At 71.4% G+C, this 16,035-nt stretch carries 15 protein-coding genes; 8 read left to right on the forward strand and 7 right to left on the reverse strand.

Features of this window, described 5'->3' with window-relative positions; genetic code table 11:
• The first annotated feature begins 38 nt into the window (after positions 1-38).
• The 3 genes from AB0J46_RS34265 (at position 39) to AB0J46_RS34275 (ending at position 4,035) form a co-directional block, all read left to right on the forward strand.
• Complete coding sequence (locus AB0J46_RS34265) at positions 39-590, forward strand: hypothetical protein (protein ID WP_364338246.1); 552 nt, start codon at positions 39-41, stop codon at positions 588-590.
• Between the two features lie 288 nt (positions 591-878).
• The gene (locus AB0J46_RS34270) at positions 879-3,005 is read left to right on the forward strand and encodes a transporter substrate-binding domain-containing protein (protein ID WP_364338247.1); all 2,127 of its coding nucleotides are present in this window, start codon (positions 879-881) and stop codon (positions 3,003-3,005) included.
• 55 nt (positions 3,006-3,060) lie between these two features.
• Positions 3,061-4,035, forward strand: coding sequence for a malate dehydrogenase (locus tag AB0J46_RS34275; RefSeq protein WP_358282356.1), 975 nt, complete (start codon positions 3,061-3,063; stop codon positions 4,033-4,035).
• Between the two features lie 34 nt (positions 4,036-4,069).
• Here AB0J46_RS34275 and AB0J46_RS34280 read toward each other — a convergent pair whose 3' ends face one another.
• Together AB0J46_RS34280 and galE are read right to left on the reverse strand one after the other, a co-directional pair.
• Positions 4,070-5,302 (reverse strand): MFS transporter, encoded by a 1,233-nt coding sequence (locus AB0J46_RS34280; RefSeq protein WP_364338248.1) that lies wholly within the window; start codon positions 5,300-5,302, stop codon positions 4,070-4,072.
• 219 nt (positions 5,303-5,521) lie between these two features.
• On the reverse strand, positions 5,522-6,472 hold the full coding sequence (galE, locus tag AB0J46_RS34285; protein WP_357969772.1) for a UDP-glucose 4-epimerase GalE: 951 nt from the start codon (positions 6,470-6,472) through the stop codon (positions 5,522-5,524).
• Positions 6,473-6,558: 86 nt separating this feature from the next.
• On the opposite strand from galE, the gene AB0J46_RS34290 reads away from it, so the two are divergent.
• The gene (locus AB0J46_RS34290; RefSeq protein WP_364338249.1) at positions 6,559-7,872 is read left to right on the forward strand and encodes a hemolysin family protein; all 1,314 of its coding nucleotides are present in this window, start codon (positions 6,559-6,561) and stop codon (positions 7,870-7,872) included.
• Between the two features lie 14 nt (positions 7,873-7,886).
• Positions 7,887-8,891 (forward strand): tryptophan--tRNA ligase, encoded by a 1,005-nt coding sequence (trpS, locus tag AB0J46_RS34295; protein WP_364338250.1) that lies wholly within the window; start codon positions 7,887-7,889, stop codon positions 8,889-8,891.
• 40 nt (positions 8,892-8,931) lie between these two features.
• Here trpS and AB0J46_RS34300 read toward each other — a convergent pair whose 3' ends face one another.
• The 3 genes from AB0J46_RS34300 to AB0J46_RS34310 all read right to left on the reverse strand — a co-directional run bounded on the left by AB0J46_RS34300 (position 8,932) and on the right by AB0J46_RS34310 (position 11,026).
• Positions 8,932-9,132 (reverse strand): hypothetical protein, encoded by a 201-nt coding sequence (locus tag AB0J46_RS34300; RefSeq protein WP_358282364.1) that lies wholly within the window; start codon positions 9,130-9,132, stop codon positions 8,932-8,934.
• A 95-nt stretch (positions 9,133-9,227) separates the two neighbouring features.
• Positions 9,228-10,418, reverse strand: a complete 1,191-nt coding sequence (locus AB0J46_RS34305; RefSeq protein WP_364338251.1) for a helix-turn-helix transcriptional regulator — start codon at positions 10,416-10,418, stop codon at positions 9,228-9,230.
• 134 nt (positions 10,419-10,552) lie between these two features.
• Positions 10,553-11,026, reverse strand: a complete 474-nt coding sequence (locus AB0J46_RS34310) for a MarR family transcriptional regulator (protein WP_364338252.1) — start codon at positions 11,024-11,026, stop codon at positions 10,553-10,555.
• Between the two features lie 92 nt (positions 11,027-11,118).
• On the opposite strand from AB0J46_RS34310, the gene AB0J46_RS34315 reads away from it, so the two are divergent.
• Complete coding sequence (locus AB0J46_RS34315) at positions 11,119-11,979, forward strand: haloalkane dehalogenase (protein WP_364338253.1); 861 nt, start codon at positions 11,119-11,121, stop codon at positions 11,977-11,979.
• Here the strand turns inward: AB0J46_RS34315 and AB0J46_RS34320 are convergent.
• Positions 11,976-12,482, reverse strand: a complete 507-nt coding sequence (locus tag AB0J46_RS34320; protein WP_364338254.1) for a MarR family transcriptional regulator — start codon at positions 12,480-12,482, stop codon at positions 11,976-11,978. The genes AB0J46_RS34315 and AB0J46_RS34320 overlap by 4 nt on opposite strands.
• Positions 12,483-12,543: 61 nt before the next feature.
• Between AB0J46_RS34320 and AB0J46_RS34325 the strand changes: the two genes are divergently transcribed.
• Entirely contained in the window at positions 12,544-13,824 is a 1,281-nt protein-coding gene (locus AB0J46_RS34325; RefSeq protein ID WP_364338255.1) for an amidohydrolase family protein, read from the forward strand.
• Positions 13,825-13,858: 34 nt separating this feature from the next.
• Positions 13,859-14,869, forward strand: a complete 1,011-nt coding sequence (locus AB0J46_RS34330; RefSeq protein WP_364338256.1) for a YihY/virulence factor BrkB family protein — start codon at positions 13,859-13,861, stop codon at positions 14,867-14,869.
• A 25-nt stretch (positions 14,870-14,894) separates the two neighbouring features.
• On the opposite strand, the gene AB0J46_RS34335 is transcribed toward AB0J46_RS34330, so the two are convergent.
• Positions 14,895-16,007, reverse strand: coding sequence for a D-alanyl-D-alanine carboxypeptidase (locus tag AB0J46_RS34335; RefSeq protein ID WP_364338257.1), 1,113 nt, complete (start codon positions 16,005-16,007; stop codon positions 14,895-14,897).
• Positions 16,008-16,035: the final 28 nt, after the last annotated feature.

The following is a 16,035-nucleotide window of genomic DNA, read 5'->3' on the forward strand; positions in this document are numbered from 1 at the left end:
TTCGGTCCGCCCAGGGAGGGTGCACAATACGCCTTTCCGTGACGGAAGGGACTGGCGTGGTTTCTCCGGAGATCTGGGAACGGCTCGACCACCGGGCGGGCATGCTCACTCGCCGGCAGGCGTGGCGCTGGCGCGCGGTCGCCGCTGCCGGCGTGGCGACGGCGCTCCTCGTCCTGGCCGGCTGGTCCAGCGGTGCCCTGTTCCCGCGCATCGAGGAGTCGGGGATGGGCACCGGCTCCGTCAGGATGTACCAGGACGAGCTCGGCCGGCCGACCGGTCTCCAGGGCACGGTGAGCCGCTACTTCCGCAACCAGGGCCACTTCCCCGTGACGGTCACCGGGGTGGGCGTGGAGGGAGCGGGGCTGACGGTGACGTCGGCGCGGGGCGAGGACGGCCGCGCCCTGCCCCTGACTATCCCCGCCGGGCAGTGGGTGTCGCTGAGGCTCGGCCTGGTCGTCACGGACTGCGATGCCGCCACCTCCTCGGGTCCCCATGTGGTGCTGGAGGTCGATCGCTGGTGGGGGAGCGTCGCCGTACGACCGGAGACCATCGGCGACTCGTTCCACGCGGCGGACCTGAGCTGCCGATGACCGGCTCATGTCGATCAACCGTAGCGACCGGCAGAGTTGGGACGCCAGGTTGGAAGCAGGATTTCCTGATTGCACCCTGATATCCGCGGCGTGCGAGGAGGTCGTCGAAGACCCGATCCGTGATCTGCGACCAACCAGTCAAGACCGCTGTTACAGGGTCCGAATGGACGCTGTGTACGGGCTTTGTGCAAAAACCGGTGAGTCACGAACGGTTAACGGATCCCTGGGAAGTTGCTGAGCGTCGTAAAGTTTGCGTGGTTGGGGTTCAGTGAACGTGGGGAAAGACGAATGCCGCAGATCGCGCCGCTGGTGGCCGGCGATCCAGCGCTGCTGGGATCGTTCCGGCTGTCCGGACGGATCGGCGAGGGCGGCCAGGGGATCGTCTACCTGGGCGTCAACGAGCAGGGCGAGCGGGCCGCGATCAAGCTGCTGCACGTGAAGTTCAGCGGCGACACGATCGCCAGGTCGCGCTTCGCCAGGGAGCTGAAGGCGGCCCAGCGGGTGGCCTCCTTCTGCACCGCGCGGGTGATGGAGGCCGACCTCGACGGCGACACGCCGTACATCGCCAGCGAGTACATCGACGGGCGGGCGCTGCGCGACATCGTCGAGACCGACGGCCCGCTCAGCGGCACGGTGCTCGACCGGCTGGCCATCGGCACGGCCACCGCGCTCACCGCCATCCACCACGCCTCGATCGTCCACCGGGACTTCAAGCCCGACAACGTGCTCATCGCCGCCGACGGGCCGCGCGTGGTCGACTTCGGCATCGCCCGCATCATCGACTCGACCGGCACGATCACCAGCCGCGCGATCGGCACGCCCGCCTACATGGCGCCCGAGCAGATCGCCGGCGACGACATCGGGCCCTTCACGGACGTGTTCGCCTGGGGCGCGACCATGGCCTTCGCCGCCTCCGGGAAGGCGGCCTTCGAGGGCAAGTCGATCGCCGTGGTGCTCAACCGCATCCTGAACCACGAGGTCGACGTGGAGATGATGCACGAGCCGCTGCGCGGCGTGGTGCGTTCGGCGCTGGCCAAGTCGCCCGACGAGCGTCCCTCGGCCGACCAGCTCCTGCTGCGCCTGCTCGGGCAGACCGGCACGGCGGCCGGGGCCTCGACGGCGGTGCTCACCAGGGGCGTGCAGGTGGCCGGCGACGACACGACGCCGTTCACGCGGGTGTCGGCCACGTCCATCACCGACCGGCCCCCCACGCAGGCCACCGGCCACCCCGCCGGCCCCCCGTCCGCCACGACCGCCGGCACCGCCCCCGCCCACCCGACCACGACCGGGACCGGCTCCGCGCACCCGACCGGCGCCAGGTCCGCACACCCGACCGGCACCGGCACCCCGCACCCGACCGGGTCCGGCACCCCGCACCCGACCGGCACCCCGCACACGACCGGCACTGCGCACCCGACCGGCGCCGGGACCGGTGTCTCCGGGCGTGTGGAGACCGTGCAGTCCGGCCAGGGCCAGGGCCAGGGCCCGGCGGCGAGGCCCCTCGACGAGCCCGTGCCGTCCGGTGGCCGGCGGCGGCTCAAGGTGTGGCTCGCGCTGGCCGCCGTGCTCGTCATGCTGGCGGTCGTGGCCGTCGCGGCGATGGCGAACGGCTGGTCGCCGCTGGCGTTCAAGGGCGAGGTCGTGACCCCCGTGCCGACAGGGAAGAAGAACTCGCGGCCCCCCACGTTCGCCTCGGTGGTGGACAAGGTCGCCCAGACCGGAAAGATCATCGTCGGCGTCAAGGGCGACCTGCCGGGCGTCGGCCTGCAGAACGGCGACGACTTCAGCGGGTTCGACGTCGAGGTGGCCAAGCTCGTGGCCGCCGCGCTCGGGGCCGAGGAGACGGTGTTCACCCGGGTCGGCCGGAACGACCGGGCGGCCGCGTTGGCCGAGGGCAGGGTCGACCTGGTCGTCGCCACGTACTCGGTGGACAAGAGCGAGACCAGGTTCGCCGGGCCGTACTACGTGGCCCACCGCGACGTGCTGGTCCGCGCCGGCACCGGCATCGACTCGCTGGACGACCTCAAGGGCAAGAAGATCTGCGCGCTCGACACTCCGACGGTCGGCGAGGTGCAGGACCGGGTGAAGGTCGAGCCCGTGACCGCCGGCGACTACGCGGCCTGCATGGACCTGCTCAGGAACGGCAAGGTCGACGCGGTGCCCGGCGAGGACCTGATCCTGGCCGGGTTCGCCAGCCGGGAGAACATGCGCTACAAGATCATCGGTGCCAAGCTCGACAACGAGCGGTACGCGGTCGGCATCCGCGACGGCGACGCCAAGACCTGCACCGCGGTCAAGGGCGTCATCGCCGACCTCTACCGCACGGGCACCATCAAGAAGCTCCTGAACAGCCACTTCGACAAGGTCGACTTCCAGCCCGAGCTGAAGGTGCCCGCGATGGAGCCCTGCGGATGACGAGCGGTAACATCCGAAAGTCCAACGAATTCATCCAGCGAGTTAGGGGAAGGCCATGGCCACGCCCGTCAAGGTAACCGTCACCGGGGCCGCCGGTCAGATCGGCTACGCACTGCTGTTCCGCATCGCGTCGGGACAGCTGCTCGGCGCTGACGTCCCGGTCAAGCTGAGCCTGCTGGAGATCCCGCAGGCGGTGAAGGCGGCCGAGGGCACCGCCATGGAGCTCGACGACTGCGCGTTCCCGCTGCTGTCCGGCATCGAGATCACCGACGACGCCAACGTGGCCTTCGCCGGCGCCAACGTCGCCCTGCTGGTCGGCGCCATGCCGCGCAAGGCCGGCATGGAGCGCGGCGACCTGCTCGGCGCCAACGGCGGCATCTTCGGCCCCCAGGGCAAGGCGATCAACGAGCACGCCGCCGACGACATCCGCGTCCTGGTCGTGGGCAACCCGGCCAACACCAACGCGCTCATCGCCCAGCAGCACGCGCCCGACGTCCCGGCCGAGCGGTTCACCGCGATGACCCGCCTCGACCACAACCGCGCGCTGTCCCAGCTCGCCGCCAAGCTCCAGGTCCCGGTCACCGAGATCAAGAAGATGACCATCTGGGGCAACCACTCCGCCACCCAGTACCCCGACCTGTTCCACGCCGAGGTCGGCGGCAAGATCGCGGCCGAGCAGGTCGAGGGCGAGTGGCTGCGCGAGACGTTCATCCCGACGGTCGCCAAGCGCGGCGCCGCCATCATCGAGGCCCGTGGCGCCTCCTCGGCCGCCTCGGCCGCCAACGCCGCGATCGACCACGTCCACGACTGGGTCAACGGCACCGAGTGGACCTCGGCCGCCGTCGTCTCCGACGGTTCGTACGGCGTGCCCGAGGGGCTCATCTCGTCCTTCCCGGTGCGTTCGGTCAACGGCCGGTACGAGATCATCCAGGGCCTGGAGATCGACTCCTTCTCCCGCGAGCGCATCGACGCCAGCGTGCGCGAACTGACCGAGGAGCGCGACGCCGTCCGCGAGCTCGGCCTCATCTGAACCCGGCGCGACACCTCGGACGCGCGTCTCCGGCTCAGCGGGGGCGCGCGTCCGCCGTCGTGAGGGGGAGCGCGGCCCCGCGGGTGCGCTCGGCCCAGCGCGTCACCGGCGGCACGGCCAGCCCGGCGGCCAGGAAGACCCCGCCGAACAGCAGCCAGCCCGGCAGCCCCCAGCCCACGATGACCGTGGTCATGACGGCGGGCACGACGATGTTGGACACCTGCTGGCCCATGCCGTACAGGCCCTGGTACTGGCCGATGGCGTGCGGCGGGGCCAGCTCGTACGACAACCCCCACGAGCCGGCGGCCTGCAGCAGTTCCCCGAAGACGTGCAGCAGCGCGCCGCCGAACAGGGCGACCACCGCCACCCAGGCCGGCTGTCCGGCGGCCAGGGCCAGCAGCACGCAGGCCAGCAGCAGGAACACGCCCGAGCGGCGCTGGGCGCGGGCCGCGCCGGCCGCGTCGTCGGTGCCGCGGCTGAGCCGCACCTGCAGGACCGTGACGGTGACAGTGTTGATCATGGCGACGGCCGCCACCGTCCACGTGGGCGCCGAGGTCCGGCCGGCCACCCAGAGCGGGATCCCGATGGTGAGCAGCCCGTTCTGCATGAACAGCACCGCGTTGAGCAGCGCCAGCACCGCGTACGGCCGGTCGCGCAGCACGATCCAGACCGGCTCGCCCGCCTTGCGCGGAACGGGCGCGACGGCCGGCACCCGGAACCCCAGCAGCGCGCTCCCGAGGTAGCAGAGCGCGCACCCGAAGATCATCCCCAGGTACACGGGACGGCTGTCGAAGTGCAGCGCCGCGCCCGCCCCGAGCCCGCCGACCGACCAGCCGACGTTGGTCACGGCCCGCAGGTACGCGCGCGCCCGCACCCGGTCGGCCGCCGGCACCGCGCCACCGACCAGCGCCGCCCGTGCGGTGCCCTCACCGGCCTCGGCGAACGTCACCAAGGTGACCACCACGACGAACCCGGCGAACCCCGACACCAGCGCGTACACCGGCACCAGCAACCCGCCGGCGGCGGAGAAGGCGATCTGCACCCCGCGCGGCCCGACCAGGTCGGACAGCCGCCCGGCGGGCAGCCCGGCGGCGAGCCCGACGGCCGCGGCGATCGTCATCCCCAGCCCGATCTCGCCGTCCGACAGGCCGACCGACAGTTTGAAGAACAACACGCTCACCGTGACGAACAGGCCGCGGCCGAGGGAACGCAGGAGTGTGGCGTACGTGAGCGCGCGCACGGGCCCGCTCTCGGGGAGGAGTGACACGGCGGAACAGGTTACTTGTGTGGGGAAACGTCCTTCTCGTCCGCCCCAGGACAGGAGGGCGCGGGCTGGGCGGCCGGCGCGGGCTGGGAGGTCGCGTAGATCACCCCGGCCGCCGCGGCGAGGCTGCCCAGCAGGAGGAGGGCACCAAAGAGCAGCTTCGTGACCCTTGGTGAAAAGCTCCTCACATTTCGGTATCACAGCATATAAACGCCGCCCACATCAGGCGTTCCCGGAAAGTGCCGTCCACGCGTCGGAGACGATGTCGCGCAGCGCCGCCCGCTCCGCCTTCCACCCCAGGTCGCGCTGGATCCGCGCGGACGAGGCCACCAGGACGGCCGGGTCGCCGGGCCGCCGGTCGCCGACGACGACCGGGATCTCGTGGCCGGTGACCTCACGGCAGACCGAGATCACCTCCTGCACGCTGAACCCGGTGCCGCTGCCCAGGTTGTAGATCTTGTGCTCGCCCTCGGCGACCGCCTCCAGCGCCAGCAGGTGCGCCCGCGCCAGGTCGCCGACGTGGACGTAGTCGCGCACGCAGGTGCCGTCGGCGGTGGGGTAGTCGGTGCCGAAGACGCTCACCGAGTCGCGCTCGCCGGTGGCCACCTTGAGCACGTTCGGGATGAGGTGGGTCTCGACCGTGTGGCGCTCGCGGAAGCGGCCGTAGGCGCCGGCCACGTTGAAGTAGCGCAGGCTCACCGCGCCGAGCCCGCGGATGCCCGCGTAGGCGCTCAGGGCGGTGTCCACGGCCAGCTTCGAGGCGCCGTAGGGGTTGGTCGGGCGCGTCGGGTCGTCCTCCTCGATGGGGGAGCGCTCGGGCTCGCCGTACGTGGCCGCCGTGGAGGAGAAGACGATCCGGCGCACGCCCTTGTCGCGCATCGCGTCGAGCAGGGCCAGCGTGCCGCCCAGGTTGCTGGCCCAGTAGAGTCCGGGCTTCTCCACCGACTCGCCGACCAGGGACTTGGCCGCGAAGTGCAGCACGGCGTCCATGCCGTCGAGCGCGTCGTGGGCGTTCGTGATCGACTCACGCACGAACCGGGCGCCCTCGGGCACCGCGTCCTCGTGGCCCGTGGACAGGTCGTCGAGCACGGTCACCTCGTGCCCCGCCTCGACGAGCTGCGCGGCGACGACGCTGCCGACGTACCCGGCGCCTCCGGTGACCAACAGCCTCATGTGTACTCCTGTTTACATATGTTTGATTTTGTACGGCTTGCCGTTCAGCATACGCGGGAAACCCGCCGAGTACGCTGCCAACCACCATGTTTGACACCCTCGCGGCGAACATCGCCCTGGTCCTGCTCTTCATCCTGGTCGGCGGGTTCTTCGCGGGCGCGGAGATCGCGATGGTCTCCCTGCGCGAGAGCCAGGTCCGCAAGCTCGCCGAGCGCGGCCGGAGGGGCGAGCGGGTGGCCAAGCTGGCCCGCGACCCCAACCGTTTCCTGTCGGCGGTGCAGATCGGGGTGACCGTCGCCACGATGCTCTCGGCCGCCTTCGGCGCCGACCGGCTCGGGATGGAGCTCGTCCCGGTGCTCGAACGCTGGGGGGTGCCGCGGGCGGTCGCGCCCGTGCTCGGGCTCGTGCTGGTGACGCTGGCCATCTCGTACGTCTCCCTGGTGCTCGGCGAGCTGGCCCCCAAGCGGCTGGCCCTGCAGCGCACCGAAGGGCTGTCGTTGTTCGTCGCGCCCTTCCTCGACCGGATCGCCGCCCTGTCGCGCCCGATCATCTGGATGTTGTCGAAGTCGACCGACCTGGTCGTCCGGCTGCTCGGCGGCAACCCGGAGGCCGACCGCGAGGAGGTCACCACCGAGGAGCTGCGCGACATGGTCGTCGGGCACGCCGAGCTCACCGCCGACGAGCGCAAGCTCATCGCCGAGGTGTTCGCCGCCGGCAAACGCCAGCTCCGCGAGGTCATGCTGCCCCGCACCGAGGTCGAGTTCATGGACGCCGAGACGCCGCTGGCCGAGGCCGCGAACCTGGCCGCCGCGCTCCCGCACTCCCGCTTCCCCGTCTACCGCGACTCATACGACGAGGTCATCGGTTTCGTGCACGTGCGCGACCTGCTCGACCCCCAGCTGATCGGACGTACCGAGCCCATCAGCGCGGTCGTGCCGATCCGGCCCGCCAAGTTCGTGCCCGCCTCCAAGCGCCTGCTGAGCACCCTGAACGAGATGCGCGACGAGGGCCAGCACCTGGCCATCGTGGTCGACGAGTACGGCGGCACCGCCGGCATCGTCACCATGGAGGACCTGGTCGAGGAGCTGATCGGCGACATCAGGGACGAGTACGACGTCGAGGAGGACGTCGTCGTCCTGCCCGCCGGCGAGATCGAGCTCGACGGCCTGACCAACCTCAACGACTTCGCCGGCGAGACCGGCGTACGGCTGCCCGACGGCCCGTACGAGACGCTGGGCGGGTTCGTGATGGCCATGCTGGGGCACGTGCCGGCCGCCGGCGAGCAGGTGGAGATCCAGGGCTTCGAGCTGACCGTCACCGAGCTGGACGGGCGCCGGATCGCGCGGGTGCGGGTGAAACGCCGGGCCGCCGCCGAGTCGCCGCCCGACCAGGATTCCTGACACAATTGCCTGCTATGGCCAGACCTCGTGTTCTCTCCGGCATCCAGCCCACCGCGGACTCCTTCCACCTGGGCAACTACCTGGGTGCGGTCCGCCAGTGGGTCACCATGCAGGAGACCCACGACGCCTTCTACTGCGTGGTCGATCTGCACGCGATCACCGTGCCGACCGAGCCCGCCGCCCTGCGCAGGCGCAGCCGGGTGGCCGCCGCGCAGCTCTTCGCCGCCGGCCTCGACGCCGAGCGCTCGACCGTCTTCGTGCAGTCGCACGTGCGTGAGCACACCGAGCTCGCCTGGATCCTGATCTGCCTCACCGGCATGGGCGAGGCTGCCCGGATGACGCAGTTCAAGGACAAGTCGGCCAAGTTCGGCGAGAGCGCGGCCAGCGTCGGGCTGTTCACCTACCCGATCCTGCAGGCCGCCGACATCCTGCTCTACCAGGCCAACGCCGTCCCGGTGGGGGCCGACCAGAAGCAGCACCTGGAGCTCACCCGCGACCTGGGCCAGCGCTTCAACCACCGCTTCGGCGACACGTTCACGCTGCCCGACCCGTACATCCTCAAGGAGGTCGAGAAGATCACCGACCTCCAGGACCCGACGGCGAAGATGTCGAAGTCGTCCTCCAGCCCGGCGGGCATCCTCGACGTGCTGGAGCAGCCGGGGCCGCTGCGCAAGAAGGTCATGCGCGCGGTGACCGACACGGGCTCGGAAGTGCTGTTCGACGAGGAGAACAAGCCGGGCATCTCCAACCTGCTGCGCATCCAGTCGGCGCTGACCGGCACGCCCATCCCCGACCTGGTCGCCCGCTACGCGGGCCAGGGCTACGGCACGTTCAAGAAGGACGTCGCCGAGGCGGTCGTGGAGACGTTCACGCCGATCCGCGAGCGCACGGAGAAGCTGCTGGCCGACGAGGTCGAGCTCGACCGCCTGCTGGCCGTCGGCGCCGAGCGCGCCGCCGCCGTGGCCCGGCGGACGATGGCCGAGGTCCGCGACCGGGTGGGCTTCCTGCCCAAGGTGTGACGCGGGAAGGGCGGCGGGCCTGCCGCCCTTCCTCCGGTCGTCACAGGCGTGCGCGTTGGTCGAGGGGGCGTACGCGCAGGCGGGCGCGGAGCGCGGCCAGGCTGCGGCCGGTCAGCCGCACACCGCCCGACACGGCGGTCCATCCCGACCGTCCCCGGCTGAACGCCCAGCCGGGGAACTCGCGCATGGCCTCCTCCAGCAGGCGTTCCATGACGACGTCAGCACTCGGCGTTGTGGTCATGGACGCACAGTGCCACTCCGGACCCGCTCGGTGACGAACCGCGGCGACAGATCTCCCCGTTCGGCCGGAGCGAACTCAGAGTTCGGTGGGCGGCCTCACACGTCGATGTTGTGGCGCTCGGCGAGGAAACGCACCTCCGGCGCCCACGACGGCCGCGCGCGGCGCACCAGCGAGCGCACCATCTCCCGCAGCAGCAGCTTGTGGTCGAGCTCCTCGGGGCTCTCGCGCTCGATCCGCAGCAGGTAGACCAGGCTCGCGGCGTCGTCGCCCAGGTCTTCGCAGGCGCGGGCGACCTGGCACAGATGCGTGGTGCGCCGCTCGATGGACGGGGTCCTGCGGATGTCGATGTCGTCGGCCAGCCGCAGCACGGCCTCGGGGCGGCCGGTGTCGTGCTCGATGCTGGCCATGTGGATGGCGACGTTGGTGGGGCCGAAGAAGGCCAGGTCGTAGGCGTCGGAGTGGTCGTCGGCGCGGTCGGCGAGCCGGGCGGCGGTGCCGCGCACGGTCTGCCGGGCCTGCTCGTCGTCGCCGCCCCTGGCCGCGCTGATGGCGGCCAGCAGGTGCAGCGCGCCGAGCGCCTTGATGTGCCGTACGTCGCCGTCGGCCACGTGGGGTTCGAGGATCTCGATGCCGCGCCGGGCCACGTCCTGGGCGATCTGGTGCATGTCGTCGGAGAGCATCGACTGGCCGAGGTTCCAGTGGGCCCAGGCGAGCATCAGCGGGTCGGCCGACTCCTCGGCGTAACGCATGGCCCGGTCGGCGGCCAGGTGCGCGAGATCCACCCGTTGCAGGTGCTTGAGCACCCCCCTGGCCAGCATGTACGCGTCCGTCGCCGTCCGGTAGGCCGCGGGGGTGCGCTCGGCCGCCAGGCTCTCGGCGTCGGAGACCAGCGAGGGCAGCGCGGCCATCAGGATCGAGTACCGGCGGGCCGAGGTGAACCAGGCGTTGCGCGCCGCCGCCACGCGTTCGGTCAGCTGCTCGGCGTCGGGCGGTTCGAGGTCGGGCTCGCCGGCGCGGCAGGCGAACAGGGCCCGCTCGATGTCGCGGATCTGCGGCCTGCTGGGCTCGTGGGAGTCGCGAGGGGTCTCGCCCAGGAGCACGGCGGTCCGTACGCCGAGGACCTTGGCGATCTCGCGGAGAAGGGGCAGGGAGGGGGTGCGTTTTCCGTGTTCGATCAGTTCGATGTGCCGGGTGGTGCAGCCGGACTGGGTCGCCAGCGCGGTCGTGCTCATGCCCCTTCGTTCGCGCTGGAGTCGCACCATCTGCCCGGTGCTGATGTCGGTCATGGGGGTGACGCCTCCTGGCTCGGTCCCAACACAGCACAGGCTAGGGTCACCGGAGCGGCCCTGCCATGCGTTCCCCCTGGTCAGGAGGTATGTCGGCAAGCTCCCACGCCTCGGCTTTTACTAGTCTTTGCCCGCTATTGGGCTGATCGGGAGTGGTGGTCGCGCAGCCGTCCGAGCAGCCCGACGAGCTGGTCGCGCTCGGGGCCGGTCAGGGGCGCCAGCAGCTCGTCCTGGACGTCGTCCACCAGCCCGTCGAGCCGGGTGAGCCGGTCACGGCCGCGCTCGGTCATGGAGATGACGTTGCGCCGGCGGTCGGCGGGGTCGGGCGCGCGCTCGACGAGGCCGCGCCCGGCCAGCTCGTTGAGCAGCGCGACCATGTCGCTGCGGTAGATGCCGGTGAGCCGGCTCAGCTCGGCCTGGCTGGCCGGGCCGGACTCGCGCAGCGCGACGAGCACCGCGTAGTGCCACTTGCGCGCGTCGGCGCCCGCGAGCCGGTCGCTGACCAGCCGGTCGGCCTGCATCGCGACGTGGGCCAGCAGCCGGCTCGGCAGGCCGCGCAGGCGGTCGGGGGCGGCCCGGTCGGCGGCGTCGGACATGTCGTGGCTCATGCCGGTGATCCTATCCCGTTGCGTTAGTCGCACTAACGATGTACGTTCGTTAGTGCCATAAACGTTAGTGCTACGAACGAAAGAGGCGTGTCATGCCTGTCGCCGAAGTGCTGGACTCGACCATGTACTACGAGGACCGGGGGGAGGGCGTGCCGATCGTCTTCCTGCACGGCAACCCCAACTCCTCCCACCTGTGGCGCAACGTGCTGCCCGGGGTGGGCTCCGGACGGTTGCTCGCGCCCGACCTGATCGGCATGGGCCGCTCGGGACGGCCCGACCTCGCCTACCGCTTCACCGACCACGCCCGCTACCTCGACGCCTGGTTCGACGAACTCGGCCTGGAGGAAGTCGTGCTGGTCGGCCACGACTGGGGCGGCGCGCTGGCCTTCGACTGGGCGGCGCGGCATCCGGACCGGGTGCGCGGGATGGCCTTCTTCGAGACCATCGTGCGGCCGATGAGCTGGAGCGAGCTGGGCGAGGGGCCGCGCGCCCGCAGCGAGCTGATCAGGAGCGAGGCGGGGGAGCGGCTGGTGCTCGACGACGACTTCCTGGTGCGGACGGCGTACACGGGCGGGGTGCTGAACCCGCTGGGCGAGGAGGAGTTGCGGCCGTACCTGGAGGCGTACGCGACCAGGGAGAGCCGCCGGCCGCTGCTGCAGTGGGCGCGCTCGATCCCGCTCGACGGCGACCCGGCCGACGTGGCCGAGGCCGTCGAGCGCTACGACAAGTGGCTGGCCGACAGCGACGAGGTGCCCAAGCTGCTGCTCACCTTCGACTCCTCGCCGACCCTGCTGATCCAGGGCGAGGTGCTCGACTGGTGCGCCCGCACCATCTCGGCCCTGGAGATCGAGCACCTGGGCCCGGCGGGTCACCACGCCCCGGAGGACCAGCCGGAGGCCATCGCGGCGGCGATCCGCTCATGGGCCGACCGCCACGCCCTGCGTGCGAGCTAGCGGAAGCGGCGGCGGCCGACGAGGGTGAGCACCTCGCGAAGGGCGTCGGCGGCGGCTCTGACGTCCTGCTCCGGCACCCCGGCCAGCACCTCCTCGTGCGCCCGCGAGGAGGCGTCGAGGGCCGCCAGGGCCACCCGGCGCCCCTCGGCCGTGAGCTGCACCCACCGGCTGCGCGCGTCGCCCGCGTTGGCCTCCCGCTCGACGTAGCCCGCCGCCGTCAGGCGCTGGAGCACGTTGCTGGTGCCCCCCGAGGTGAGCAGCAGCGCCTTGGACAGCTCGCTCGGCTTCATCCGGTGCGGCGCCGGTGTGCGGGCGAGCGCGGCCAGCACGTCGAACTCGGCGTAGGTCAGCCCCAGCTCGGCCAGCTCCGCCTTGATCGCCTGCTCGAAGACCAGGTGCAGCCGGGACAGGCGCTTGCTCAGCTCCAGACCGGCGATCAGCGACGACGACAGCCCGGACTCCACCCAGCGCGGCACCATCGCGTCGATCTCATCCGGTTTCACGCCAACGAGGATACCCATCGCCAGATTGCTTTTCGGAAAGCTTAATGAGAAGCTTTCCATCATGATAAAAGCTCTCCTGATCAAGAACGGCACCGTGATCGACACCGAGCCCGAGCCCGTGGTGCTCGGCCAGGTCGACGTGCGCGTCGAGGACGGCGTGCTCGCCGAGGTGGGCCCCGGCCTGCCCGACGTCCCGGGCGCCGAGGTGATCGACGCGACCGGGCGGATCGTGCTGCCCGGGTTCGTCGACACCCACCGGCACACCTGGCAGGCCGGCATCAGGGCGGTCGCCCCCGACGTCGCCTTCGACGGCTACCTGAGCCGCGTGCTCGGCGAGCTGGCGCCCGCCCACCGCCCGGCCGACGTCCACGCGGGCAACCTCGCCGGCGCGCTGGAATGCCTCGACACCGGCATCACCACGCTGCTCGACTGGTCCCACATCCAGCTCTCGCCCGCCCACACCGAGGCCACCGTGCGGGCGCTGCGCGAGTCGGGGATCAGGGCCGTGCTCGGCTGGTGCCACGGGGGCGAGCCGGGCGGGCTCGTCCGCGAGGGGCTGCGGGTGCACGAGGAGCACTTCGGCGCGGGCGGCGGCCTGGTCACCATGGTCGTCGCCGCGCTCGGGCCGGAGATCGTGGCGGAGGAGCACGCGCTGGCCGAATGGCGGCTGGCCCGCGAGCTCGACCTGCCGGTCACCGTGCACATGGGCGTCGGCGGCCCGGACAGCGCCGCCCGCGGCCTGGCGTTCATGGAGGCGAACGGCCTGCTCGGGCCGCGGACCACGTACGTGCACGCCAACAGCTACACCGACGACGACCTCAAGCGCGTCGCGGCCAGCGGCGGCAACGTGTCGGTCTCGCCGGTCGACGAGATGACGCTCGGCCTCGGCTACCCGGTCAGCGGACGGGCCAGGGCGGCGGGCGCCCCGACCGGTCTCGGCATCGACACGGTGAGCTGCGCGCCGGGCGACATGTTCAGCCTGATGCGGGCGGCGTACCTGCTGGAGCGCGGCCGGCCGGACGGCGGCGGCATGGGCTTCACCACCCGCGACGTGCTGCGCATGGCCACCCTCGAGGGGGCCGAGGTGGTGGGCCTGGGCGACGTCGTCGGCTCGCTGCGGCCGGGCAAGCAGGCCGACCTGCAACTGCTGCGCACGGACACCCTCGGCATGGCGGCGGCGCACGACCCGATCGGCGCCGTCGTGCTCAACGCCGACCCCGGTGTCGTGGAAACCGTGCTGGTCGGCGGGCGTGTCGTCAAGCGGGATGGGCAGATGCTCCACCAGGATCTGGCGGCGGTCCTCGCGTCACTGACAGAATCGGCCGACGCCGTGACGAGGTGATCGTTCGCCTCCGGCGGGCGGGGGTGAGGGCGTGATGGCGAGTCTGAACGAGCGGATCGCGTCGCTGCGCGCCTGGGGCCGGACGACGCTCGATCACTGGCGGGTCCGCAGGCTGTGGATCGACCACCTGGTCAGAGCCGTGCGCCGCTACCAGCTCCAGGGAGGCGACCGGCTGGCCGGCTCGGTCACCTACTTCTCGTTCCTGTCCTTCTTCCCGCTGCTCGCGCTCGGGTACGCGGTGCTCGGCTACACCCTCGACGCCAGCAGCGCGACCAGGGAGGCGCTGGAGACCGCCATCAACGAACGGCTCCCCGGCATGGCGACCGACCTCAACCTGGAGCAGATCGCCGGCGCCAGGACGACGGCGGGCATCATCGGCCTCCTCGGCCTCCTGTACGCCGGGCTCGGCGCGATGGACGCGCTGCGCGCGGCGCTGCGCGAGATGTCGATGACCACCGTGCCGCCCCCGAACTACTTCCTGGGCAAACTGCGCGACCTGGTCTCGGTCATCCTGCTCGGGGCGACGCTGGTCGTGTCCACGCTGGTGTCCGGGGCCGCGACCACGGTCACGGACAAGGTGCTCGACCACGTCTTCGGCGACAACTCGCTGCTCAGCACCGAGGCGTTCCGGATCTTCGTGGTGGTGGCGAGCGTCGTGGCCGACTGGGTGCTGTTCGTGATCCTGCTCGGCTGGGTCGCCAAGCCGGCCGAGCCGTTCAAGGTCATCGTCAGGGGCGCGCTGCTCGGCGCGATCGGGTTCGGGCTGCTCAAGCAGGTGGCGAGCCTGCTGCTCAGCACCACGCTCAGCAACCCCGTCTACGGCGCGTTCGCCGCCATCGTGGGGTTGCTGGTGTGGATGAACTTCTCGGCCAGGCTCGTGCTGCTGGCCGCCGCGTGGACGTCCACCACGGGGTTGTGCCCGCCGCCGTCCCCGTCGCCGATCCCGTCGCTCGGCGACCCGCTGGAGGTGCCGGCGGCCGACCCGGGCCAGGCGGCCGGCCCCGAGTGCAGGGGCACGACCCCGCACCCGACCTCGGAGCCCTGATCCGGCCCCGACGCGCTCTGTGGCGTCAGAGGCGGGACCGGTTGCGCTTGCGGCGGATGCCGAAGCCGAGCCAGACCAGCCCGAACAGCAGGCCGCCGCCGATGACGGCCGAGCCGACCGTCCGGGTGGAGTCGGTCTGCTTGGAGGCCGCCGTGTCCAGCAGCGGCGGCTGGGCGGCCGGCGTCACCCGCGACACCGGCGCCGACGCCTGCGGCGCGGCCCGCACTTGCTCGGGCACCGGCTCGACGAGCCGCCCGACGGGGGTCGCCTTCCCCCTGACCGCGAAGCCCCAGTCGAGCAGCTTGGCCACCTCGTCCCAGAAGTAGCCCTCGTGCCGCATGATCGTGACGAGGATCGTGTGGCCGCCGCGGGTGGCCGCGCCGACGAAGCTGCCCTGCGCCTTGGACGTCCAGCCGTTCTTGACGCCGATCATGCCCTGGTAGCGCCAGAGCAGCTTGTTGTGGTTGCTGATCTCGTAGTAGTCCTTGGGCGCCGGAAACTTGGCAACCTTTGTACTGATATATCGCCGGAAATCGGGGTTTGCGAGGCCGGCGCGGGCGATGAGCGCCAAGTCGTACGCCGAGCTGCTCTGCCCCGGCTTGTCCAGGCCGCTCGGGGTCTTGGCCACCGTGTCGAACGCCTGCAGCCGCCTGGCCTCGGCGTTCATGTCCCGCATGGTCTGGGCCACGCCGCCGTTCGTCTCGGCCAGGGCCATGGCCGCGTCGTTGCCGGACGACATCATCAGCGCCCGGAACAGGTCGTCGACCTTGTACGTCATCTTGGGCGTCAGCCCGACCGCCGTGCCCTCCTGGTTGCAGGCGTTCTGGCTGGGCCGGACCCTGCGGTTCTTGTCGAGCTTGGGCAGCAGCGTCAGCGCCGTGAGCGTCTTGAGGGTGCTCGCCGGCAGGTAGCGGCCGTGCGCGTCCTTCGCGGCGAGCACCTGACCCGTCTCCACGTCCGCGATGACGTAGGAAGTAGCCTTGCTCTCGGGGGGCGCTTTGACGCCTTGGGGTTGCACCAGCCCACGGCTTCCCAGCGCGTCACCGCCGACGGGTGTCGCCGGGGCGGCGGATGCGGTCCCGCTCGTGAGCGTGACCGCGGCGAGAAGTGCCGTAACCGGCACAAATTTCGTCCACATGGCGGTCTCAGCGTAGCTCCGTGTGAAT

The sequence above is a fragment of the Nonomuraea sp. NPDC049758 genome, assembly GCF_040674635.1.
GTDB lineage: Bacteria > Actinomycetota > Actinomycetes > Streptosporangiales > Streptosporangiaceae > Nonomuraea.